20 protein-coding genes are annotated in these 22295 nt (G+C 60.1%); 5 read left to right on the top strand and 15 right to left on the bottom strand.

All coding sequences use genetic code 11. The features are described from left to right. From ACSQ87_RS11350 to ACSQ87_RS11340, 3 genes are all read right to left on the bottom strand, one after another. Positions 1–669 (bottom strand): ABC transporter ATP-binding protein, encoded by a 669-nt coding sequence (locus ACSQ87_RS11350; protein WP_223432697.1) that lies wholly within the window; start codon positions 667–669, stop codon positions 1–3. A gap of 77 nt (positions 670–746) precedes the next feature. Continuing rightward, positions 747–1553, bottom strand: coding sequence for a class I SAM-dependent methyltransferase (locus ACSQ87_RS11345; protein WP_223432698.1), 807 nt, complete (start codon positions 1551–1553; stop codon positions 747–749). A 182-nt stretch (positions 1554–1735) separates the two neighbouring features. Then, positions 1736–2620, bottom strand: coding sequence for a LysR family transcriptional regulator (locus tag ACSQ87_RS11340; protein ID WP_223432699.1), 885 nt, complete (start codon positions 2618–2620; stop codon positions 1736–1738). A gap of 138 nt (positions 2621–2758) precedes the next feature. Between ACSQ87_RS11340 and ACSQ87_RS11335 the strand changes: the two genes are divergently transcribed. Next, positions 2759–3778 (top strand): alpha/beta hydrolase, encoded by a 1020-nt coding sequence (locus ACSQ87_RS11335; protein WP_436273601.1) that lies wholly within the window; start codon positions 2759–2761, stop codon positions 3776–3778. 266 nt (positions 3779–4044) lie between these two features. On the opposite strand, the gene ycaC is transcribed toward ACSQ87_RS11335, so the two are convergent. The 6 genes from ycaC to ACSQ87_RS11305 all read right to left on the bottom strand — a co-directional run bounded on the left by ycaC (position 4045) and on the right by ACSQ87_RS11305 (position 9685). After that, positions 4045–4671 (bottom strand): isochorismate family cysteine hydrolase YcaC, encoded by a 627-nt coding sequence (gene ycaC / locus ACSQ87_RS11330; protein ID WP_045061273.1) that lies wholly within the window; start codon positions 4669–4671, stop codon positions 4045–4047. A 69-nt stretch (positions 4672–4740) separates the two neighbouring features. Next, the gene (locus ACSQ87_RS11325; protein WP_223432700.1) at positions 4741–6579 is read right to left on the bottom strand and encodes an amidohydrolase; all 1839 of its coding nucleotides are present in this window, start codon (positions 6577–6579) and stop codon (positions 4741–4743) included. Continuing rightward, positions 6576–7169, bottom strand: coding sequence for an antibiotic biosynthesis monooxygenase (locus ACSQ87_RS11320; RefSeq protein ID WP_223432701.1), 594 nt, complete (start codon positions 7167–7169; stop codon positions 6576–6578). The genes ACSQ87_RS11325 and ACSQ87_RS11320 overlap by 4 nt, the downstream gene beginning before the upstream one ends. Further along, positions 7162–7578, bottom strand: a complete 417-nt coding sequence (locus ACSQ87_RS11315; protein ID WP_223432702.1) for a DoxX family protein — start codon at positions 7576–7578, stop codon at positions 7162–7164. Before ACSQ87_RS11315 ends, ACSQ87_RS11320 begins: the two co-directional genes overlap by 8 nt. A 157-nt stretch (positions 7579–7735) precedes the next feature. After that, a complete protein-coding gene (locus ACSQ87_RS11310; protein WP_223432703.1) occupies positions 7736–8656 on the bottom strand; it encodes a LysR family transcriptional regulator in 921 nt (306 codons plus the stop codon). Positions 8657–8701: 45 nt separating this feature from the next. Continuing rightward, positions 8702–9685, bottom strand: a complete 984-nt coding sequence (locus ACSQ87_RS11305) for an MBL fold metallo-hydrolase (protein WP_223432704.1) — start codon at positions 9683–9685, stop codon at positions 8702–8704. Positions 9686–9893: 208 nt separating this feature from the next. On the opposite strand from ACSQ87_RS11305, the gene ACSQ87_RS11300 reads away from it, so the two are divergent. Next, positions 9894–10334 carry a helix-turn-helix domain-containing protein gene (locus tag ACSQ87_RS11300; RefSeq protein WP_223432705.1) on the top strand — a complete coding sequence of 147 codons (441 nt, stop codon included), beginning with the start codon at positions 9894–9896 and terminating at the stop codon, positions 10332–10334. Between the two features lie 209 nt (positions 10335–10543). On the opposite strand, the gene ACSQ87_RS11295 is transcribed toward ACSQ87_RS11300, so the two are convergent. Further along, a complete protein-coding gene (locus tag ACSQ87_RS11295) occupies positions 10544–11368 on the bottom strand; it encodes an alpha/beta fold hydrolase (RefSeq protein WP_223432706.1) in 825 nt (274 codons plus the stop codon). Positions 11369–11768: 400 nt separating this feature from the next. Between ACSQ87_RS11295 and ACSQ87_RS11290 the strand changes: the two genes are divergently transcribed. Next, positions 11769–14573, top strand: coding sequence for an ATP-binding protein (locus ACSQ87_RS11290; protein ID WP_436273600.1), 2805 nt, complete (start codon positions 11769–11771; stop codon positions 14571–14573). Here ACSQ87_RS11290 and ACSQ87_RS11285 read toward each other — a convergent pair. Beyond that, entirely contained in the window at positions 14538–16022 is a 1485-nt protein-coding gene (locus ACSQ87_RS11285) for an ATP-binding protein (RefSeq protein WP_223432708.1), read from the bottom strand. The genes ACSQ87_RS11290 and ACSQ87_RS11285 overlap by 36 nt on opposite strands. A 183-nt stretch (positions 16023–16205) precedes the next feature. After that, positions 16206–17156: a GlxA family transcriptional regulator gene (locus ACSQ87_RS11280; protein ID WP_150655418.1), complete on the bottom strand. Its 951-nt coding sequence runs from the start codon at positions 17154–17156 to the stop codon at positions 16206–16208. 259 nt (positions 17157–17415) lie between these two features. Here ACSQ87_RS11280 and ACSQ87_RS11275 point away from each other — a divergent pair, with 259 nt between their 5' ends. Continuing rightward, the gene (locus tag ACSQ87_RS11275) at positions 17416–18138 is read left to right on the top strand and encodes a pirin family protein (RefSeq protein ID WP_223432709.1); all 723 of its coding nucleotides are present in this window, start codon (positions 17416–17418) and stop codon (positions 18136–18138) included. Positions 18139–18320: 182 nt separating this feature from the next. On the opposite strand, the gene deoC is transcribed toward ACSQ87_RS11275, so the two are convergent. Next, positions 18321–19004 (bottom strand): deoxyribose-phosphate aldolase, encoded by a 684-nt coding sequence (gene deoC, locus ACSQ87_RS11270; RefSeq protein WP_223432710.1) that lies wholly within the window; start codon positions 19002–19004, stop codon positions 18321–18323. Between the two features lie 121 nt (positions 19005–19125). Between deoC and deoR the strand changes: the two genes are divergently transcribed. Next, on the top strand, positions 19126–19896 hold the full coding sequence (deoR, locus tag ACSQ87_RS11265) for a DNA-binding transcriptional repressor DeoR (protein WP_223432711.1): 771 nt from the start codon (positions 19126–19128) through the stop codon (positions 19894–19896). On the opposite strand, the gene ACSQ87_RS11260 is transcribed toward deoR, so the two are convergent. Both ACSQ87_RS11260 and fucP read right to left on the bottom strand, forming a co-directional pair. Beyond that, positions 19889–20947, bottom strand: a complete 1059-nt coding sequence (locus ACSQ87_RS11260; protein WP_223432712.1) for an aldose 1-epimerase family protein — start codon at positions 20945–20947, stop codon at positions 19889–19891. The two genes, deoR and ACSQ87_RS11260, sit on opposite strands and share 8 nt — an antisense overlap. Next, positions 20944–22275 carry an L-fucose:H+ symporter permease gene (fucP, locus tag ACSQ87_RS11255; protein WP_223432713.1) on the bottom strand — a complete coding sequence of 444 codons (1332 nt, stop codon included), beginning with the start codon at positions 22273–22275 and terminating at the stop codon, positions 20944–20946. The genes ACSQ87_RS11260 and fucP overlap by 4 nt, the downstream gene beginning before the upstream one ends. Between the last annotated feature and the right edge of the window lie 20 nt (positions 22276–22295).

Below are 22295 nucleotides of genomic sequence, written 5' to 3'. Positions count from 1 at the left end.
TCAGCGCTCGTCCGCGCCAGCCAGACGGCCACCGTGGAGCACCACTTTTTCGGCCAGCCGCGCGGCAACCCGTGGGCTGTGGGTGACCATCAACAAGGTGGTGGGACTGTCGTCGAGCAACTCCAGCAACAACCTCAAGACCTCATCGCTGGTGGCTTCATCGAGGCTGCCGGTGGGTTCGTCGGCCAGCAGCAGTTTCGGCTGCGACGCCAAGGCACGGCCCAGCGCGACCCGTTGCTGCTGGCCGCCGGACAGTTGTTCCGGATAACGCTGCAGCAAATCACCCAAGCCCAGACGTTGCACCAGATGCGCCTGCCAGCGCGGATCATGGCGCCCCGCCAGTCGCGCCTGAAAGGCCAGATTGTCCTCCACGCGCAAACTGCCGATCAGGTTGAACTGCTGAAACACCAGGCCGATTTCGGTCCGCCGCCAGTTCGCCAGTTGCCCTTCGCTCATCTGCTCCAGCCGATGTTCGCCGCTGCGGATGCTGCCGCGATCGACCTTGTCCAGCCCGGCAATCAGGTGCAGCAAAGTGCTCTTGCCACTGCCCGATTCCCCCATCAACGCCAGGCTGCTGCCGGGTTTCAAGGTGAGGTCGACACCTTGCAGAACCGGCAGCGGGCCCTGGGGAGTGGCGTAGCTTTTGAAGACGCCTTGGACCGAAAGCATGGGGAAAACCGTTCGATGTGCGTGGAGCAAGGATAGCGGACGGCAGCAGCACCGCGAATTGGTCCCGATCCTGGAACCTATCGCTTCACCGCCACCCACGTAAAACACAACGGCAACTGCGCCGTTTGCTGCTCATACCGATCATAGAGTTCCTCGCGGTTGGAATGCGGGTACTCCTTGAAGTGGCTGATCTGCAATCCGGCGTCGATGGCGCCGGTGAAGATGGCGCCCAGGGTGTGGACGAACCAGTAGGACGAAGCCGCCTGCTGGTCGATTTTGCCTTCGTAGACGATCGGCTGGTCCTGCACGAAAGGTTCGCTGCGAAAGTACGAACTTTCCGGCCGATACGGATCGGCTGACTCGGGGTCGAACATTTCGAGGAAGGGATGGGTTTCGTACACCACCAGGCTGCCACCGGGCTTGAGGGTTTGCGCGACGTGGCGGAAGAATTCGCCGATGTCCGGCATCCAGTTCAACACGCCGATAGTGATCAGGGCCACGTCGAAGCGGCCATGAAGTTCAGTCGGCAAGTGATGGATGTCTGCCTCGATGAACTCGGGCGCATGGGGCGAGCGTGACGCCAGTTCCCGCGCCTGATCGAGGAAGGCCTCGGACTGGTCGACGCCTACAACGCTGCGGGCACCCAGCGCAAACAACGAAAGGCTTTCGCGGCCGTTGTTGCAGCCCAGTTGCACCACGTCTTTGCCGTCGACACCCACTTGTTCCAGCAAACCTCGGAGGGTGTCGTCCATGCAGCAAAAATCCCTGTCACCAACTGCCGTCAAACGGTCCCGCCATTCGGGGGTGTCTTTGTGGTGTCGGGCGGAGTCATTCCACGCATCGCGGTTGCTGGCGATGGCTTTTTCTTTTGTCGGCATTTCCATTGCGCGCTCCAGACTGGGGTCTTGATTGACCGGCACGAGTCTAGATCAGGGTTTTGAAAAACCCTATTGAGTCTTTGTTCAAATCTTGTAACCCGGGGGTGTCAGCACGTTCAGGGGACGCGGTAGTGAGGTCTGTGGAGTCGATGCCCCACGGGGTACGGCCGACCTCCTTACAACCCACCCTAAGCCTGGTCCAGCCGCTCCCGCAAAAACTCGATCAGCGCCTGCACCGGCCGTGAACTCTGGCGGTGCTGCGGATACACCGCCGATAACGTCAGCGGCTGCGGACGCAATTCATCCAGCACCGGCACCAGCCTGCCGTCCTTCAACGCCGAACCGACAATGAAGGTCGGCAAGTAAGTAATCCCCATGCCGGCAATCGCCGCGTCCCTGAGCAATTCACCATTGTTGACCCGCATCCGCCCGGTGACATTGACCACCAACGGCTTGCCCTGCCCTTCGAAACGCCATTGCACTTGACGCCCGTGGCCGTAAGGCAGGCAGTCATGGCTGTGCAAGTCTTCGGGTTTGAGCGGCGTGCCGCGCTCGGCCAGGTAAACCGGGCTGGCGCAGTACACCCGCTGGATGGAAGCGATGCGTCGGGCGATCAGCGTCGAGTCCTCCAGAATGCCAATGCGCAGCGCCAGGTCATAACCCTCACTGAGCAAATCCACCGGCCGATCACTGAGGTCGACCTCCACCGTGACATCGCGATAACGCTGCAAAAACACCGGCAGCAAACAGCCCAAATGCGCCACCGCAAACGACAACGGCGCGCTGATACGAATAGTGCCGCGGGGCTCGGTGGTCTGGCCGGCGATGCCCTGCTCCACTTGCTCGACTTCACCCAGCAGGCGCAAGGCTGACTCGTAATAACTCTGCCCCAATGGCGTGACGTCCAATCGCCGCGTGGAGCGATTGAGCAGACGCACACCCAGACGCTCTTCGAGTTGCATCAAGCGCCGGCTGACGAACTGCTTGGACAGGCCCAATTGATCGGCCGCCGCGGTGAAGCTGCCGGAGTCCATGACCTGGCAAAAAATACGCATATCTTCGAATGGGTTCATTGTCACGCCTTGGTTGACAGTCAAACATTTTATAGCCGCTTTTTCCTTTTTAGACACCTTATTAATCTGTGTCCACGCTGCAGCGACAGCCGCTGCTTCTAACCCCAAACCGAACACACAATTAAAAAGGAATTAACCATGAACATCGTGAAAAAAACCCTGACCGCGTCCCTCCTCGCCCTGGCCGTAGGCAACGCCTTTGCCGCTGGCAGCCCGGGTGTCGAACACAACACGCAAGCCTTCCTCGAAGCCCTCGCTGCTGGCGGTGGCAAGCCGCTTGAGCAACTGAGCCCGAAAGAGGCCCGTGCAGTACTGACCGGCGCGCAAAACTCAGTGAAGGTTGATCTGGCGGGTGTGGACGTCAACGACCGCGCGATCAAGGTCGATGGGCAAACCATCAACCTGAAAATCGTGCGGCCGGCCAAGGTCAAAGGTGAATTGCCGGTGTTCATGTTCTTTCACGGTGGCGGCTGGGTGTTGGGCGATTACCCGACTCACCAGCGTCTGATCCACGACCTGGTGGTCGGCTCCGGTGCTGTCGCGGTGTATGTCGATTACACGCCGTCGCCGGAAGCGCACTACCCGACTGCGATCAACCAGGCTTACGCCGCGACCCGTTGGGTGGCCGAGCATGGCGAGGACATCGGCGTCGATGGCAAACGCCTGGCCGTGGCCGGCAACAGCGTCGGCGGCAATATGGCGGCGGTCGTGGCCTTGATGGCCAAGGAACAGAAAACTCCGACGCTGCGCTTCCAGCTGTTGATGTGGCCAGTGACCAACGCACAGTTCGACACCGGGTCGTACCGGCAATTTGCTGAAGGCCACTTCCTGACAAAAGGCATGATGAACTGGTTCTGGGACAGCTACACCACCGACACAGCCGAGCGTGCGCAGATCCATGCCTCGCCGTTGCAAGCCAGCGCCGAACAGCTCAAAGGTTTGCCAGCGGCCCTGGTGCAAACCGCCGAGTTCGACGTGTTGCGTGACGAAGGCGAAGCCTATGCCCGCCACCTCGACACGGCCGGGGTGCCGGTGACGGCCGTGCGCTACAACGGCATGATTCACGACTTCGGTCTGCTCAACCCACTGAGCCAGATTCCGCAAGTAAAAGCAGCGGTTCGCCAGGCGGCACTGGAACTCAAGACGCATCTGAACTGAGCCCCCTCGCCTCGCCACACAGAAATGCGTGGCGAGGCTGCCTGCCTTTGTAGCAGCTGTCGAGCCCCAGCGAGGCTGCGTTCGGCTGCGAAGCAGGCGTGAAACCTGTATACGCGGTCTTGCTGAAAAACCGCATCGCCTGATTTCACGACTGCTTCGCAGCCGAACGCAGCCTCGCTGGGGCTCGACAGCTGCTACAAAAAGCTCATTCGCCAGACACAAAAATGCCCGCGCATTCGCGGGCATTTTTTTGTGCGATAGCAAACTTACTTCGAAGACAGCACCGAGTAGCTGTTCATCAAATTGCGGTAGTTCGGAATGCGCGGTGACAGCAGGTTCGCCAGGCCTTCCATGTCGTTGCGCCAGTCGCCCTGCAGCTCGCAGGCCACCGAGAACCAATTCACCAGTTGAGCACCGGCCGCCGCCATGCGCGCCCAGGCTGCTTGTTGCACGGTTTCGTTGAAAGTACCCGAGGCATCGGTCACCACGAACACTTCAAACCCTTCAGCCAGCGCCGACAGCGTCGGGAACGTCACGCAAACGTCGGTGACTACACCGGCGATGATCAGTTGCTTGCGGCCAGTGGCTTTAACGGCTTTGACGAAATCTTCGTTATCCCAGGCGTTGATCTGGCCTGGACGCGGGATGTACGGCGCGTCCGGGAACTGCTCTTTCAACTCGGGGACCATCGGGCCGTTCGGACCGTTTTCGAAGCTGGTGGTCAGGATGGTCGGCAACTTGAAGAACTTGGCCACATCGCCCAGGGCCAGTACGTTGTTCTTGAATTCGTTCGGCGAGAAATCCTGAACCAGCGAGATCAGGCCCGTCTGGTGGTCGACCAACAGGACAACGGCGTCATCTTTGTTCAGGCGTTTGTACGGAACGTTGCTCATGTGAAACTCCTCGGTGGATGGGTGTTACATACGGCGCCGACGCGAAGGGTCGGCGCTTTTTTTTGATCGTCAGAAGGCGAAGCACGAGCAGCCAAACGCGCCCCAGAAACCCGCGAAATCGCTGACCGGCGCATTCGACAACCGCGCCTTTTCATGGCTATGGGAATGCACGCCGCACGGCCCGCTGCAATGGTGAACCTGAGCCTGCATCGGTGAGGTCGGACGCCAGTGCCCCGGCACTTTCACCACCGGCGACCAGTCCGGCAGCACCGGTACGCTGGCCGGCCCGAGTTTTTCGAAGTCACCGGCGGCGTACACCACCTTGCCGCCGACCACGGTCAACACCGACTCGATCCACTTGATCGCTTCTTCGTCGACGCTGAAAAAATCCGCGCTCAAGGCTGCGACGTCAGCCAGTTGGCCGACCTTGATCATGCCTTTCTTGCCCTGCTCGGAAGAGAACCAGGCGCTACCGTGGGTGAACAGCTCCAGTGCGGTTTGACGAGACAAGCCCTCGGCATGCAGTTCCAGGCCACCGACCGTGCGACCGCTGACCATCCAGTACAGCGAAGTCCAGGGGTTGTAGCTGGACACTCGCGTGGCATCGGTGCCGGCGCCGACCGGTATACCTTCGGCCAGCATGCGTTTGATCGGCGGGGTCGCTTCGGCGGCTTTGGCGCCGTAACGCTCAACGAAATATTCGCCCTGGAATGCCATGCGATCCTGGATCGCGATACCGCCACCCAGCGCCCTCACCCGCTCAATGTTCTGCGGTGTAATGGTTTCGGCGTGGTCGAAAAACCACGGCAAACCGTTGAACGGAATGTCGCGATTGACCTTCTCGAACACGTCGAGCATGCGGCTGATGGATTCGTTGTACGTGGCGTGCAAACGGAACGGCCAGCGCTGCTCGACCAAGTGGCGCACCACCGGCTCCAGCTCGTCTTCCATGGTTTGCGGCAAGTCCGGACGCGGCTCAAGGAAATCCTCGAAATCCGCCGCTGAAAACACCAGCATTTCCCCGGCGCCGTTATGCCGCAGGTAATCGTCGCCCTGATGCAGGGTCACGCTGCTGGTCCAGTTTTTGAAATCGGTCAGCTCTTCCTTGGGCTTCTGGGTGAACAGGTTGTAGGCGATGCGAACGGTCAGTTGCTGGTCCTTGGCCAACTGCTCGATCACCTGATAATCGTCCGGATAATTCTGGAAACCGCCGCCGGCATCGATGGCGCTGGTCAGGCCGAGACGGTTGAGCTCGCGCATGAATTGGCGGGTGGAGTTGACCTGATACTCCAGCGGCAACTTCGGCCCCTTCGCCAGGGTCGAGTAGAGGATCATCGCGTTGGGCCGGGCGACCAGCATGCCGGTCGGCTCACCGTTGGCATCGCGCACAATCTCGCCACCCGGCGGGTTCGGCGTGTTGCGGGTGTAACCAGCCACGCGCAACGCGGCACGGTTGAGCAAGGCGCGGTCGTACAAATGCAGGACAAATACCGGTGTATCCGGCGCGGCCTGATTGAGTTCTTCAAGGGTCGGCATGCGTTTTTCAGCGAACTGGAATTCGTTCCAGCCACCGACCACGCGCACCCATTGCGGCGTCGGCGTGCGGTCGGCCTGATCCTTGAGCATGCGCAGTGCGTCGGCCAGTGAGGGGACGCCTTCCCAGCGCAGTTCGAGGTTGTAGTTGAGGCCACCACGGATCAGGTGCAAGTGCGAGTCGTTGAGGCCGGGAATGACGCAGCGACCCTTGAGATCGATGACCTGTGTGCCCGAACCGCGCAGGGCCATGGCGTCGGCGTCGGTGCCGACTGCGACAAAGCGACCGTCGCTGATCGCTACAGCGCTGGCGCGTGGATTTTCACGGTCAACGGTATGAAATTGGCCATTGAATAAAATCAGATCGGCGTTCATCGCGTTTCCTTGGGCTGAGTGGAAGAGGACAGCCAGGGCGCGAACAACCGCGTCGCCATCGGCATGAACAGGTACACCACCGAAACGACGATGGTTAGTGTGATCAGGAACGTCGCGACCACGTAATTGGACAGGAAGGTATTGAGCTGCAGCAGCGGCCCCCAGATCAGCGGCACCAACAAGGTGTGCGGCAAAATCACCAACAACGTCACCACGGCCTGCTTCCAGCGAGGCGGTGGCGGCGAAGCGGCGTCGGCTTGCGGCGCGAACCAGAATTCGTTGACCGGATTGACCTCGGTCTGGTCGCCGTCAGCGAGCATCGGCGTGGCTTCGTTGACCAGTCCCAGCCGTTGCGGCGAATCGAGCCAGCGCTGCATCGATTCGGTCGAGCAGAAGCGCAGCACGCAGGTGTACAGGTCAAGACCGGCACTCTTGCCGCGAATCACATCGACACCCAAGTGCCCTTCCTGTTGCCCGGCGACGCTGACAATGTTGCGCAACCAGGCTTCGTAGGGCACTTCAAACCCCGCCTTGACCCTGTGCTTGATGACCAGTGTCACGACTTCCTCGAAACGATTGGATTCAGGCATAACGCAAAGCTCCAGGGAAACGGACATTGAGCGCCAGCCGTCCCGGCCCGGCGATAAGAAGGCTGGTGAACAACATCATCAGCAGCCAGCCGAACTGCCCTTCATCGAGGCTCCATTGCGGATGCACAATCAACAGCGCGATCAGCAGCACACACAGAATCGGCAGGCACGCCAAACGCACAAACACCCCGGCGACGATTAGTAACGGACACAGCACCTCGGCAAAAATCGCCAGCATCAGCGTGACGTTCGCGCCCAGGTGGAAAGGGTCTTCGATGACTTGCAGTTGAGCGTTGTAGTTAAGCAGTTTCGGCAAACCGTGCACCCACAGCAGAAACAAACCACCGCTGACCCGCAAAAAAAACAGCCCGAGATCCTGGGCTCGCTCATCCCATCGCGAAGCATTCATGGGCTACCTGCACTAATGAAAAACCACCGGCAGCGATGTGCCGGAACGTCATTCGATAGTGCCGGTGCGGGGAGGGGAAAAATTGGATGTACGTGCTCTTTTTGCGACCGCGCGCCGATCTACAGTGAATTGCAGATCGGCTGTCAGGTCGCCATGTTCAAGCCGAAACAGGCAAAGGCTTTGACATGAACTCACTGATCCGCGACCGCAACCACCGCTCTGCCGGATCGTTGTCATGCACCCCGCTCCAGGCCATCGACAGCTGCGCCGCATCGATGGGAAACGGTGGATCTTCAGACCGCAACGCACACCCTTCAACCAGCGCGCACGCCGCATAATCAGGCACGGTGGCGATCATTTCAGTGCCGGCAAGCAACGCGCGCAACCCGCTGAACTGCGGCACGCCCAATACCACGCGGCGGCTGCGGCCGACCTTGGCCAGATCCAGATCGATGTTGCCGCTCAGGTCGCCGGAGAACGACACCATGGCATGCGGTCGTTCGCAGTATTCATCGAGCGTCAGCTTCCCCGGTCGTTTGTCCCCACGTAGCACTTTGCAGGGGATGTCCCGCAACTTCTTACACTTGGCATTCGCAGGTAAATCCGTGGTGTAGCTCACCCCCACGGAAATTTCTCCCGAGGCCAGCAATGCCGGCATCAGCAGATAGTTGGCGCGACGCACCACCACGACGATCCCCGGCGCCTCTTCCTGCAGTTGCCGCAACAACGGCGGAAACAAACCGAACTCTGCGTCGTCCGACAAACCAATGCGGAACACATCGCAGCTTGTAGCGGGATCGAATTCTTTAGCTCGGCTCACCGCCCCGGAAATCACATCCATCGCCGGTTGCAGCTCCTTGAGGATCGCCAGTGCCCGCCCCGTCGGCTCCATCCCGCGGCCATTGCGCAACAGCAGCGGATCGTCGAACAGATCCCGCAACCGCCCCAGCGCCGCACTCACCGCCGGCTGCCCCATGAATAGTTTTTCAGCAACACGGGTGAGGTTCTTTTCGAACATCAACGCTTCGAAAATCACTAGCAGGTTCATGTCGACGCGGCGCAAATCGTTACGGTTCACAGGCAGATTCCCTCGTGTGTTCAGCCAGGTACCAAGCGGTGGACTTCATTCGATCAGCGGTACGTTGGCCGCACGTTTGTAAGGACCGTACTCCACCGGTACCCACTGGAAATGCTTGCCCTCTGCGGCGATATGGCCGATGCCCGGAAACGGCAAATGCGCCGCCGTTACCCAGACTTTGCTCGCCGCTGCATCGCTGAAAACCTTGGCGCGACTCTTGATCGCTTGCTGACTGTTGACGTCAAAGCCAATCGACACTTCAGGGTGCTCGAACTGCACCGCGAGGTTATGCACCAGGTCGCCCATGAACAAAATGCTCTGCCCCTGCGAGGTGAAGCGGTACGTGGTGCTGCCCGGCGTGTGACCGGCCTCGAGAACCGCCTCCATACCCGGCACGGGCGACTGACCTGCATCGAACGTCTTGAAGCGACCCGCCGCGACGTAGGGCGCGGTCGAGTCCTGGGCGATTTTGAAGTACGGCCTGGCACCCTCGGGCGCCTTGGCGAGGGCCTGGGGATCAAGCCAGTAGTCGGCTTCTGCCTTCGCAGCAAAGACCGTGGCGTTGGCGAAAATCGGTTTCTGTTGGCCGTCGACCAGTCCGCAGACATGGTCCAAATGCAGGTGGGTCAACAAAATCGTATCGACCTGCGCAGGCTCATAACCGGCGGCTTTCATATTGTCTGACAGCATCCCGGCTGTAGCACCAATGCACTGGCCGGCGCCGGTATCGACGAGGATCAACTGCTTGCCAGTGTTGATCAGAAAAGCGTTGAACGCGGTTTGTACGCCCGGCGTTTCAATCGAGCGGCGAGCCAGCAGCGCGCGGATCTGACTTTGACTCAGGCCCTTGAGCAGTTTGGGCGACAGATCGTTGTAGCCGTCGAACAACGCCGTCACCTCGTAATCGCCCACCGCCAACCGGTAGTAACCCGGCACTTGTGTGCCGACTTGCGCCGGGGCCTGAGCCGAGGAAATGCCGGACGCCAGCGCTACCGCGAGCCCCAACGTGCAAACCAGAGAATGTTTCATGCCACCACCTTGGTCGAGTCAGAAGAGCGGCCACACACCACGCCGCCAGATGACCTCGATTTTGCACGGCTCGCCCCCGTAGAAATTGCAGCAATGTGCTGAGTTAGCGCTGTTGGTTACCACCGCACATGGACGGAATTAACAACGTTTAACTCGCCTGCCAGAGCCCTGCGGCCAAAAATGAAGCTCACCGACACGGACATTTGTCATGGCCCATTCTCAGCAAAACGTCGACCGCGCGACGGCCACTGAAACGCGAAAGAAAAACACCGGTGGCCTGACCCCGTGGCGCGAAAGCCTGGTCAAGCAACTGATCCTCGAGCGCCTTGGTGAAACCGTTGAAGTGACCGAACTGGCCCGCGCTTGTGCCCTTTCGCGCAGTCATTTCTCCCGCGCGTTCAAGTGCAGCACCGGGCTCTCACCTCAAGACTGGATTCGCAACCAGCGCATCGCCCGCGCCAAGCAATTGATCCAGAGCACCGACCTGACGCTGACGCAAATCAGTCTCGAATGCGGCTTCTGCGATCAGGCGCATTTCTGCCACATCTTCACTCGCAATGAAGGCATCACTCCGTTTGCGTGGCGTTGCCGCGCTGTGCGCGCCCTGCCCCAACGCCCCGCCTACACGGCTCAACTTCACGCGCCGTAGACCCGCCAACACATTTCCTGTAGCAGCTGTCGAGCCCCGGCGAGGCTGCGTTCGGCTGCGAAGCAGTCGCAAAATGCGAGAGCGCGCCCTACCTGAAACACCGGGGTGCTGAACTCACGACTGCTTCGCAGCCGAACGCAGCCTCGCCGGGGCTCGACAGCTGCTACAGAGCTTCCATGGCATAGGATCGGGGGGCCAGGGATTAACGCTTAGTCCTTCAAAAACGCCAACAGATCAGCGTTGAGCTGATCCTTGTGGGTATCCGTCAAGCCATGGGGAGCGCCAGGGTAGATCTTCAACGTAGATCCTTTCACCAGTTTTGCAGACGCAATGCCCGCCGCTTCGATCGGCACCACCTGGTCGGCATCGCCATGCACCACCAGCGTCGGTATGTCGAACTTCTTCAGGTCTTCGGTGAAGTCGGTTTCGGAGAACGCCTTGATGCAGTCATATGCGTTCTTGTGGCCGGAGGTCATGCCTTGCATCCAGAACCAGTCGATCATGCCCTGAGATGACTTGGCGTCCGGTTTGTTGAAGCCGAAGAACGGACCGCTTGCGAGGTCGATGTAAAGCTGCGAACGGTCGGCCAGGGATGCCTCGCGAATGCCGTCAAACACTTCGATCGGCAGGCCCCCGGGGTTGGCTTCAGTCTTGAGCATCAGCGGCGGCACCGAAGAAATCAGCCCGGCCTTGGAAACGCGCCCGGTGCCGTGACGACCGATGTAACGCGCCACTTCGCCGCCGCCGGTGGAGAAGCCGAACAGCACGACGTTTTGCAGATCCAACAACTCGATCAACTGCGCCAGGTCATCGGCGTAGGTGTCCATGTCGTTGCCGGTCCATGGCTGGCTGGAGCGGCCATGACCGCGGCGATCATGGGCGATCACCCGGTAGCCTTTGGAGGCCAGGAAGATCATCTGCGATTCCCAGCTGTCGGCGTTCAATGGCCAGCCGTGGCTGAAGACAATAGGCTGACCGGTGCCCCAGTCCTTGTAATAAATCTCGGTGCCGTCTCGGGTCGTGAACGTACTCATGCGCTGTCTCCTTAGTGAGTGTTGGGGTGAATCAAACCGGTGAGTGGCTCATGCGTTCAGCCAGCCGCGCCACTCGTTCGCCCAGAACTGTGAAAGACCACCACCACGTTGCTCATTCCGGCGTCCTCATGACATGTTTAATCCCTGTAGGAGAGTTTTGGGCGTAGACCAGACGCAGGACGAGTTAAATGTTGTTAATTTTCCCTGGTGCGCCAAAAGCCTCAGCGATACCTTCAAGACCGCTGCGCCCAATAAATACGGAACTCATGAACAGTGGCCGCAAACCAGCGGTCCAGGCGGACATTGCAGCGTCATCCGGCCAGCGCATTGCGCGGCCGTAAAAACCTGACGAATATGCTCGGAAACCGCGTACCAGACGGCGGCAAGCAGGAGTGACACGTTGACCCTTCCCCCCGAACAAGCCATCCATTTCGGCCCCTACCGGATCTATCCCGGACAACGTCTGGTCATGGAGGCCGACCAGCCCCTGCGCCTGGGTCGGCGTGCCATGGACATTCTGTTGATCCTTTTGGCACACGCCGGGAAGGTGGTCAGCAAACAAACGCTGATCGCCGGGGTCTGGCCCAAAAGCGTGGTGGAAGACATCAACCTGCGGGTGCACATGGCCGCATTGCGCAAGGCCCTCGGTGACGGCCAGGCCGGCCAGCGTTACATCGTCACCGTGGCGCAGCGCGGGTACAGCTTTGTGGCGCCCTATTCGCTGGAGCACATCGAGCACCCTCCAGGGAGCGAAGCGCCCGCGCCGAGCGGTCACAACCTGCCCGTTCGTCGAACCCGCATGATCGGTCGCCAGTCCCTCGTCGATAACCTGATGGTCCAGCTGTCACGCCAGCGTTTCATTACCCTGGTCGGCCCCGGTGGGATCGGCAAGACCACCGTGGCCCTGCGTGTCGCCGAACAACTGATCGGGCGCTACCGGGATGGCATTCGTCTGCTGGACCTGGCGCCGATCAACGATCCGTCGATGATCACGGTTCACCTGGCGACATTGCTCGAACTGTCCTTGCACGACGCCGAGCCGATGAGCGGCCTCGCCGCGTTCTTGCGCGACCGGCAGATGCTGCTGGTGATCGACAACTGCGAACACCTGGTAGACGCCATCGCATTGTTGAGCGAAAGCATCCTGCGCGCCGCTCCAGAGGTGCACATCCTGGCCACCAGCCGTGAGAGCCTGCGGGCCGAAGGTGAATGTGTTCAGCGCCTGGAGTCGCTGGACTGCCCTCCCCCCATCGCCGTACCAGACCGCGCTCAGGCCCTTACATTTTCCGCCCTGCAGTTGTTCGTCGAACGCGCGATGGCCGGCCACGACAGCTTCGAACTGACCGATGACGAGCTGCCGCTGGCGATTGAAATCTGTCGGCGTCTGGACGGTATTCCACTGGCGATCGAACTGGCGGCCGCGCAAGTCAGCGGCCTCGGATTAAACGGATTATTGACCCAACTCCAAGGCAGTTTTCGCCTGCTCACCCGGGGTTGCCAGACCACGTTGGGCCGACACCAAACCCTGCGTGCCACGCTGGACTGGAGCTTCGAGCTACTGAGTGCCTGCGAACAAACCTGTCTGCGCCGACTGGGTGTGTTCAGAGGCGGATTCACCCTGGAATCGGCGGCGGCGGTGATCGTCGGCGAACACATCGAACCGCAGGCTGTGTTTGGCTCGATTACGCAACTAGTGGCCAAATCGCTGCTGAACGTGGAAGTGGGTGACGAAGAGGTGTTCTACCGATTGCTCGACATCACCCGCAGCTATGCCCTGGAAAAACTCGACCAGGCCGCCGACCGGCCCGATACCCGCAAACGTCACGCCGAACGCTGCCTGGCGTTGATGAATCAGGCCCAGCACGAGTGGGAGCTGATCCCGACAAGCACGTGGATCGAGCGTTATGCCCGCAATCTGGAAGACATTCGTTCGGCCCTCGACTGGGGCTTGAACGCACAAGGACCGCAGGCATTGGCGATCCGCCTGACGGCAGCTTCCACGCCGCTGTGGCAGGAACTGTCGCTGCTCAAGGAGCACGGCCTGTACGTGCGCAAGGCGCTGTCACTGCTCGATGCAACATCCGATCCCTGCCCGCAGCTGAAAATAGCCCTGCATCTCGCCCTCGGCAGTTCTTGTTATCACACTCAGGTCGGCACGGCGGAAACCATCGAGGCGTTCGTCAGCGCCAGAACCCTGGCCAAACATTGCAACGATTTGGCCGGTCAGTTGCGGGCGGTGTCCGGGCACATGGCGGTCAACCTCTGTTGCGCCAACTATCAAATGGCCCTGGAACAGAGCCGGCAATTCGATCGGTTGGGGCTGCACGGCGATGCGGTGGTGTCCCTTAGCACGCATCGCTTGCGGGTGCTGGCGTTGCACTTTGCCGGGGACCAGCAGCAGGCGCGGATGAATGCCGAACAGGTCCTTCAGCGCATGGCCCAGAGCGGCCACCTCAACCGTTTCACTTACGGTTTTGGCGTGCACTACGATCAGAGCGTCGCCGCCCTGACGATTCTGGCGCGCATCCTCTGGTTGCAGGGGCAACCGGAACAAGCCTGGCGCACCGCCCGGCAAGCGCTGGACATTGCGATCCAGATCAACCACGGCACGTCCATCTGCTACACCCTGGCACTGGCCGGTTGCCTGATCGCTCACTACAACGGCGATACCCGTACCGCTCGTGAACTCTTGCGCCTGCTGCTGGAACAAGCACAGAAACATTCGGTGCTGCTGTTCTACACCTGGGCCCGGCACTATGCGCAGGTGATCGACCGCACCGAGGCGCACTTGCCTCTTCAGCCAGGCGTGGGGCTGATCAAGGACATCATGGTCACGCTGGATAGCGGTTTCGTCGATGACGCCCTGTTGCAACGGGCCGACACCGGTACGGCCGGCTGGAGTACGGCGGAAGTTCTGCGGGCCCGGGCTGATGCGTTGCTGGCCGAGAATTGCCCACTGAAAACCGAAGCGGCCGAGGCCGTGCTGATCAGGGCATTAAACGTGGCGAAACATCAGGGCGCCCTGGCGTGGGAACTGCGCAGCGCCACCTCGCTGGCGCAACTTTGGCAGCGTCAGGGCTTGTATCAGCAAGCTCATGAGCTGCTGGCACCGATCTACCATCGGTTCACCGAGGGATTTTCTACACCGGACCTGAGCAAAGTCCGTCGATTACTCGACGAGCTCCATGGGCAACTGCACGCCTGAGACCCAGCGCGCTCTGCTGATGTAGTGCGAATAGCGCCGCTCAAACACCCGCAGATGGCCGCTGTGTTCGAGCTTCTCAAGGGCATACGTGCGCGTGGTGTTGAGAAAGCGATAACGGGTTGTGCCGTTGACCTGATCCATCGAGAGCAACGATTTGGCGACCAATCGCTTCACCAGTTCCGCCAGTTGATCGGGCTTCAGCTCCACGCAACTGCACACGCCAATCGCGGCATCGAGGGTGAAGGACAGTTTGAACACCGACAGGCGCTGCAACACGGTTTGTTCCGGCAGGCTCAGCCGCTCATAGCTCCAGTCCAGCGCAGCTTTGAGCGTCTGATGTCGGGGCACCGCCGTGCGCCGACCTTGGGTCAGCAGCTGAAGACAGTTATCCAGCTGAGCTTGCAAACCGACCAACGCCAGCGCGTGGATCTGCGCCGCTGCCAGTTCAATGGCCAGTGGCAACCCATCGAGCCGCCGACAGATTTCACGGACCGCCTGGAGGTCTTGTTCGCGCAACGCAAACCCTTGTTGACGGGTTCGGGCACGACTGACGAACAACTGCACCGCCGAATACCCCATGGCTTCGGCGACGCTGTGCAACGCCGACACGGGCGGCACCGCCAGAGACGGCACACATTGGATCGCTTCCCCTGCTGCCTGCAAAGGCTCGCGGCTGGTCACCAGAATGGACAACCGAGGCGCCGACATCAGCAACGCCTCGACCAGGCGTTGGCAGTGTTCCAGCAGGTGATCGCAGTTGTCGAGCACCAGCAACGTGTGCCGGTTTGCCAGCCCGTCCAGCGTCGTGCCGATCTCCCGTTCAAGGGTCTGGGACAGATGATCGACCACTCGCGTAGGGTCATCGATCGCCGCGAAATCAACCAGCCACACGCCATCTTCATAGTGCTGCAACAGCAGTTCGGCGACACGCAACGCCACCGTGGTCTTGCCGACGCCGCCGGGGCCAACCAGCGTCATGAAACGCCGAACCGGCAACTGCCGGACGAGACTGCCGACCATCGAATCTCGGCCGGTCACCGGCGTGAGTCGTGCGGGCAGGTTGTGCTGATTTTTTTGAACGGTCTCGATCAAGACCTGCGTGCCCGCGGACGCAGGCTGCACCGGGGCGATAAAGCTGTAACCGCGTTGGGGAATGTTGACGATGTAGCGCTGGCCATTCTGCCCGTCGCCAAGCGCCCGACGCAGGGCCGCAATGTGCACGCGCAGGTTGATTTCCTCGACCACGGACGTCGGCCAGACGCGGGCAATCAGTTCGTCCTTGCTGACCACGTTGCCGGCGCGCTCGACCAGCACCTGGAGGATATCCAGTGCCCGACCGCCCATGCGCAGCGGTCGATCACCGTCAAGGATCAGCCGTTGCCGCAGGTGGAATGCATAGGGGCCGAATCGCAGCACCGCATCGCTGTTTAAATTTCTGAGGCTGTTCATGCACATTCACGTGCTGAAACCTGGCCCGGCTCACAGTGCAACAACATCCCTTGCACCCGCCTTCCAGGCTCCCGCACCTCCATTGCAAAGCGTTCAGGCTATCTTGGCAGGCATCAGTGACGGTACAACTGCCACGGTGGGAGCGTCACAGCCATCACGGTGCGCAAAACGGACAAGAAGGCTCTAGCTGAACTGTTCGCGGTATTGGGTCGGGGTCAAACCGAGCTTTTCACTGAACAGAAAGCGCATGTGCCGCACGCTGCCGAAGCCACTTTTGAAAGCCACGGTCTTGAGCGGCAAGTCGCTGGTTTCCAGCAAATTCCTGGCGCAATCAATTCGCGCGCTTTGCAGAAACTCCATAGGTGTCATGTTTACTTCCCGGGCAAACATCCGGGCGAAGTGCCGCGCACTCATGTTCGCGAGGCTGGCCATGCGTTCGATGCTGAAGGCTTCATCGAGATGTTCGAGTACATAGTTCTGCACGCGAGTGATCGGCGTTTCCTGCGGTGCGACGGCGGCCATCAACGGGCTGAACTGCGCCTGCCCACCCTGTCGCTTCATGACCACCAGCAATACCTTGGCAACGTCCTGGGCGACTTTCTTGCCATGGTCTTCGGCGACAACCGACAGTGCCAGGTCGATGCCGGCAGTGACGCCGCCGGAGGTGATGAGGTTGCGGTCCTGCACGTAAATCTGATCGGTCTCGACGGTGGCCTTGGGAAAGCCCTTGATCAGGCGTTCGGTGTAGTGCCAGTGGGTGGTGACGCGATAACCATCCAGTAAACCGGCATGTCCCAGCACAAACGCACCGGTGCAGATCGAGCCATAACGCTCGGCCTGATTGACCGCACCTTTGAGCCAGCCAAGCAGGGGTGGATGTTTTTCGTTGTAGGCCCCCGGCCCACCCGGCACCAGCAACAGGTCAAAACGTTGCGTCGCCTGATCGATGTGCAAATCGGCCTGGACGCTGACGCCGTTGGACGCACGCAGTGCGCCATGCTCGGTGCCAATGGTCGACAACACATAATGCTCATCCGCTGCCAGATAGCGATTGGCGATGGAAAACACTTCCATGGGACCGGCCATATCGAGCAGCAGAAAGTCCGGAAACAACACCATAGCCACGGTTTTCATGGGTTCAAAATCACTGAAGTCAAAAGAAAATCCATCTGCCAAACACCGCTCCCACAGGGTTTGGTGTCGGTATCAGAAGGATGCTGTGCATTATGGCCAAGTGTGGCGCCAGCGCCTGAGGAGAATACCTGATTGCGCGTCGATTACTGTCAACCTCAAAGGGACAGTATTTCAGTTTCCATCCACTTATTGCATCAGCCAGTAACCATTAACCTTCTCCTCACTCGGACGAATCAACGTCCCCACAGGAGGTTTCATCATGCTGACCCTTCGCAAAGCTTCGGATCGCGGCGCGGCCAATCACGGTTGGTTGAAGTCGTTCCATACCTTTTCCTTCGCCAACTATCGCAACCCGAAAGAGCAGGGTTTTTCCGACCTGCTGGTGATCAACGATGACCGGGTTGCCGCCGGTAAAGGGTTCGGCCAGCACCCGCACCGCGACATGGAGATTTTCTCCTACGTGCTTGAAGGTGCGCTGGAACACAAAGACACTCTGGGCACCGGCTCGGTGATCCGCCCCGGTGACGTGCAGTTGATGAGCGCCGGCAGCGGCGTGGCGCACAGCGAATACAACCACTCGACCACCCGGCCGGTGCACTTCCTGCAAATCTGGATCGTGCCGCAAGTCAGCGGCGCCAAACCGCGTTATCAGCAAGAGCACTTCAGCACGCAGAAGAAACGCGGCCGTCTGCAACTGATCATCTCCCCCGACGGGGCGAAGGGTTCGCTGAAGGTGCGTCAGGATGCACGGGTGTATGCCGCGTTGATCGACGGCAAGGAAAGCGCAACGCTGGAATTGGCCGCCAATCGCTATGCCTATGTGCATGTGGCCCGCGGCAGTGTTGAACTCAACGGCGTGCCTTTGCAGGAAGGTGATGGTGTGAGGGTTCGCGATGAACAGGTACTGGCCCTGAGCAACGGCGTGGATGCCGAAGTGCTGGTGTTTGACCTGCGGCCCCAAGAGCTGCCGGAAATGCCATAAAGATCAAGAGATAGCAGCCTCGTTTCACTCGACAGCTCCTACAGGTGTACGTAAATCCCTGTAGGAGCTGTCGAGTGAAACGAGGCTGCGATCTTTAGCTTTAGTCCCGAGTGCCAGAAAACACCGCGACAATTTCATCAATAACCACTCGTACACGAGCGGTATGCCGCAGGTCTAACTGATCAATACCCCTCGCCCACCGCCTGGGCGCCGCTGATAATCGCGATGCCCGAGCTGGTGCCCAGTCGGGTGGCGCCGGCCTCGATCATCGCCAGCGCGGTCGGGTAATCGCGTACGCCACCGGAAGCCTTGACCCCGATGACCGCGCCGACGGTGCGGCGCATCAGGGCGACATCTTCCACGGTGGCGCCGCTGCGGCTGAAGCCAGTCGATGTTTTGACGAAAGCGACGTTCAGCTCACGGCAAATCTCGCAGGCCTTCACTTTTTCGGCGTCGGTGAGCAGGCAGTTTTCCAGAATGACTTTCAGCGGCACACTGCCGCAGGCCTGTTTGACCTGGGCGATGTCGTCCCGCACCTGATCGAACAAACCGTCTTTCAACCCGCCGATGTTCAACACCATGTCGACCTCCCCGGCACCGGCGGCAATCGCCCGCTCAGCTTCGAAGGCTTTGGTCTCGCTCAGACCGGCGCCCAGCGGGAAGCCGACCACTGCGCAGATGTTGACGCTTTGCCCTGTAAGGCATTGAGCCGCATGAGGGACCTGCCCCGAGTTCACGCACACCGAATAGAAGCCGTGTTCTACTGCTTCGCGGCACAACGTTGCGATTTGCTCGCGGGAAGCATCAGGCGCCAGCAAGGTATGATCGATGTACTGCGCCAACGCTTGGGGTTCGAGGTGTGCCATCGCAAAAACTCCTGTTTGTATATTCAAATGCCCCTGCGCCACAATCGAGGGTGATTCGCGCAAAAACGTTACAAAACTAACAAATAATGTTACTTAAACAACACCAACAATCAACCCCGGAATGCCTGTGGACAGTAAAAAAGCCGAGCGTCTCAAGCTGATTCAACAAGCTCTGCAAGACCAGAGCGCCATTCATCTGCGCGAGATGGCGGCGTTGCTGGACGTGTCCGAGATGACCCTGCGCCGCGACCTGAGCAAGTACACCGACCACCTGCGGCTGCTCGGTGGCTACATCACGAAAATTCACGACGGCAGCGAGCCCGGCGATTACCGCGTGGCCGAACAGGACACCCGCCACGTCGAAGAAAAGCGTCGCATCGGCAAACTCGCCGCCGGGTTTATCCAGCCGGGCGACACGGTGTTCTTCGACTGCGGCACCACCACGCCTTTCGTGGTCGACTTCATCCCCGACGAACTCGAGTTCACGGCCGTGTGCAACTCCCTGAACGTGCTGCTCAAACTCTCGCAAAAGCCCAACTGCCACATCGTGATGTGCGGCGGCACGTTCCACCGCAAGAACCAGGTGTTCGAGAATCAGACCGAAACCGGCATCCTCGACAGCGTACGCCTGACCTGGGCTTTCGTTTCCGCTGCCGGCATCAGTCAGGACTTCGGCGTGACCTGCTTCAACTTCAATGAAGTAGAGGTCAAGCAGAAAGTCTTGCGTCAGGCGCAACAACGGCTGCTGCTGGCCGACCACAGCAAGTTCGACACGGTGCGCACTGCGCATTTCGCCAACCTTGAAGACTTTCAGTTCGTGGTCAGCGACAAGAAAATCCCCAAGGCCTACCGCGACGCCATTACCGCCAGCGGCGCGCAGTTGATCATCTGATCAGGGCCTGTTGTTCCACTGCATTCAGGTAACCGGTGGTGACGCTGAAATCAGCCGTCGCCCCTGCCGCCAGCGAACGCACGTGGCCCTTGGCTAACTCGGCGCGATAGCCTTCCGGCTCGCAAGTGGACGGCAACACGAACGCCGCCACGTGTTGATCGGCATTGTGCAAAATCCAGCGTGCTGCATGCTCGAACTGGTCGGGACGGTAGCGGGTGTAGAACGCCGCACCGTCCGGATGGCTCAGCAGAAAATGCGCATGACCGCTGTCATCCGCCCGCACACCGTCGAAGAAAAACACGATCTCGGGATCGTAAAGCGCGGGTCGATCCAGGCATGTGAACTGCTCCGGGTCTTTCGTTAGCACCTGCATGTATTCCGTCCAGACCGGCGCCGGTTTCACGTGGGCCGGCACGCTGCTGCGCAAGCGCACCCGCTCGAAACCCAAAGGTTCGATGAAACGAGCGCCCTCGACATAGGCGTAATTCATGTGCGCCATGTACATCAGGTCCATCGGTTTGCCCGCGAGATTGGTCACCTGCATCGCAATGTCGAACAGCCCTGAGTCAGCCCGTAAAGTCACGCTCGGGCTGGCCCGATAACGGTCACCAAAACCCTGCACGTATTCGCACTCGCCACCCAATCGCAGGTATTGACCCACGCTGTCTTCACCGACCTCCAGCCAGGCGCGATCCATGGCCGCGCAGGGCATCTCGCCGTGTAGCGGATGATCGTCCTCGGGACTCGGGCAACCGTTGCGCAGCAGGCCACTGTGAAACATGAAACAGCCATAGGTGCCGATCACCGTCGGGCTGGGTTTGGGTTGGCTGAACAGGTTGCGCATGGTCAGGTCGCAACCGTCGAACACGGCGGACCAGATCATCTGGCCTTGATAAGGGAGTACCACCAGACTGCCGCGACCGTTGGCCAATTCCACGGCCAGCACGCCATTGGGATAGACCCAGGCGCTGACGGTGAAGGCCTCGGATTCCAGCAAGGTTTTGCGCCCCTCGCCGAACTGCGACGGATGAAGATTGATCCGCGTATTCATGACGCGACCACCGCACCCACCGGTGCCCGTTCGCTGTCGGAATGACGCAGGCAACGCACCGCGTACATCACGATCACGATGAAGCACAGCAGCGGCACGCTATAGGCCAATTGCATGTTGCCGCCGCTGTAGTCAGACAGCAGGCCCTGGAAGATCGGAATCACCCCGCCACCGACGATGCTCATTACCAGCAGCGAACCGCCGACACCGGTGTCTTCACCCAAGCCGTCAATCGTCAGGCCGTAGATAGTCGGCCAGCACGGACCGAGGAACACGCTCACGCCAACGGCTGCGTATACCGCCGTGATGTTCGGCACCAGAATGGTGTAGGCCAGCAACGCGATGCACAGCATGCCGTACACCGCCAGCACCTTGGCCGGGTGCAGTTTGCGCATCAGCACGTTGGCGATCAGCTTGCCGACAAAGTACGCGGCAAACGTTGTCAGCAGAAACCACGAGGCACTGCGCTCGTTCATGCCGCCCAACTGCATCGCCAAGCGGATGGTGAAACTCCAGACACCGACCTGGGCCCCCACGTACAGAAACTGCGCTAACACACCAAAGGTAAACCGCTTGTTACGCCACAGCCGCGACAGGCTCTGGCCGAGGCTGGCGGTTTTCTTGCTGCTCGGCTGGTTGCCTTTGCACGCGGGAAACCGGGTGATGGCGATCAGGATGAACATCAGCACCAGCACCGCGATCATCCATTTGTACGGCAGCAACGTGGACTGGATCATTTGCAGTTGCTGGATCGCCGCGTCCGAGGCGCTCATTTGCGTCAGTTGCTCGTGGGTGGCGTCGGTGTCCTTGAACATCACGAAGCTGCCGACATACACCCCAGCCATCGCACCGAAGGGGTGGAAAGTCTGGGAAATATTCAGTCGACGGGTGCCGGTTTCACGCGGGCCCATCAACGTCGAATAGGTGTTGCAGGCGGTCTCGAGGAACGACAGCCCCGCCGCGATCACGAACAGCGCCAGCAGGAACATGCCGTACTTGGCGGTCGATGCCGCCGGGAAGAACAACAGGCAACCGAACATGTACAGCATCAGGCCGATCAGGATGGTGGTCTTGTAACTGAAACGGCGGACCACCAGCGCGGCCGGAATCGCCACGAAGAAATAGCCCAGATAAAACGCCGACTGCACAAACGCGGTCTGGAAATCGCTGAGCAGAAAGGCCTTCTTGAAATGCGCGATGAGCACGTCGTTCATGCTCGCGGCCGCCGCCCACAGCGCGAAGATGCTGCACAGCAAAATGAAGGCGAACCAGGGCGTGCGGTTCAGGTAGAAACCATCGGGCGTCTGTTGGAGCGGAGGCTTTGTCATTGTTGTTCTCCGTGGTGAGT

Source organism: Pseudomonas sp. LjRoot277 (genome assembly GCF_964253845.1).
In the GTDB taxonomy this organism is placed as follows: Bacteria; Pseudomonadota; Gammaproteobacteria; order Pseudomonadales; family Pseudomonadaceae; genus Aquipseudomonas.
This window is presented reverse-complemented; position numbering and strand designations above follow the sequence as displayed.

What these genes read in the sequence shown, in the direction of transcription:
- deoR (WP_223432711.1), top strand. Translation starts at nt 19,126, where the DNA reads ATGCCTGTGGACAGTAAAAAAGCCGAGCGTCTCAAGCTGATTCAACAA.
- ACSQ87_RS11300 (WP_223432705.1), top strand. Translation starts at nt 9,894, where the DNA reads ATGGCCCATTCTCAGCAAAACGTCGACCGCGCGACGGCCACTGAAACG.
- ACSQ87_RS11295 (WP_223432706.1), bottom strand. Translation starts at nt 11,368, where the DNA reads ATGAGTACGTTCACGACCCGAGACGGCACCGAGATTTATTACAAGGAC.
- ACSQ87_RS11350 (WP_223432697.1), bottom strand. Translation starts at nt 669, where the DNA reads ATGCTTTCGGTCCAAGGCGTCTTCAAAAGCTACGCCACTCCCCAGGGC.
- ACSQ87_RS11305 (WP_223432704.1), bottom strand. Translation starts at nt 9,685, where the DNA reads ATGAAACATTCTCTGGTTTGCACGTTGGGGCTCGCGGTAGCGCTGGCG.
- ACSQ87_RS11260 (WP_223432712.1), bottom strand. Translation starts at nt 20,947, where the DNA reads ATGAATACGCGGATCAATCTTCATCCGTCGCAGTTCGGCGAGGGGCGC.
- ACSQ87_RS11285 (WP_223432708.1), bottom strand. Translation starts at nt 16,022, where the DNA reads ATGAACAGCCTCAGAAATTTAAACAGCGATGCGGTGCTGCGATTCGGC.
- ACSQ87_RS11315 (WP_223432702.1), bottom strand. Translation starts at nt 7,578, where the DNA reads ATGAATGCTTCGCGATGGGATGAGCGAGCCCAGGATCTCGGGCTGTTT.
- deoC (WP_223432710.1), bottom strand. Translation starts at nt 19,004, where the DNA reads ATGGCACACCTCGAACCCCAAGCGTTGGCGCAGTACATCGATCATACC.
- fucP (WP_223432713.1), bottom strand. Translation starts at nt 22,275, where the DNA reads ATGACAAAGCCTCCGCTCCAACAGACGCCCGATGGTTTCTACCTGAAC.
- ACSQ87_RS11280 (WP_150655418.1), bottom strand. Translation starts at nt 17,156, where the DNA reads ATGAAAACCGTGGCTATGGTGTTGTTTCCGGACTTTCTGCTGCTCGAT.
- ycaC (WP_045061273.1), bottom strand. Translation starts at nt 4,671, where the DNA reads ATGAGCAACGTTCCGTACAAACGCCTGAACAAAGATGACGCCGTTGTC.
- ACSQ87_RS11275 (WP_223432709.1), top strand. Translation starts at nt 17,416, where the DNA reads ATGCTGACCCTTCGCAAAGCTTCGGATCGCGGCGCGGCCAATCACGGT.
- ACSQ87_RS11340 (WP_223432699.1), bottom strand. Translation starts at nt 2,620, where the DNA reads ATGAACCCATTCGAAGATATGCGTATTTTTTGCCAGGTCATGGACTCC.
- ACSQ87_RS11345 (WP_223432698.1), bottom strand. Translation starts at nt 1,553, where the DNA reads ATGGAAATGCCGACAAAAGAAAAAGCCATCGCCAGCAACCGCGATGCG.
- ACSQ87_RS11320 (WP_223432701.1), bottom strand. Translation starts at nt 7,169, where the DNA reads ATGCCTGAATCCAATCGTTTCGAGGAAGTCGTGACACTGGTCATCAAG.
- ACSQ87_RS11325 (WP_223432700.1), bottom strand. Translation starts at nt 6,579, where the DNA reads ATGAACGCCGATCTGATTTTATTCAATGGCCAATTTCATACCGTTGAC.
- ACSQ87_RS11335 (WP_436273601.1), top strand. Translation starts at nt 2,759, where the DNA reads ATGAACATCGTGAAAAAAACCCTGACCGCGTCCCTCCTCGCCCTGGCC.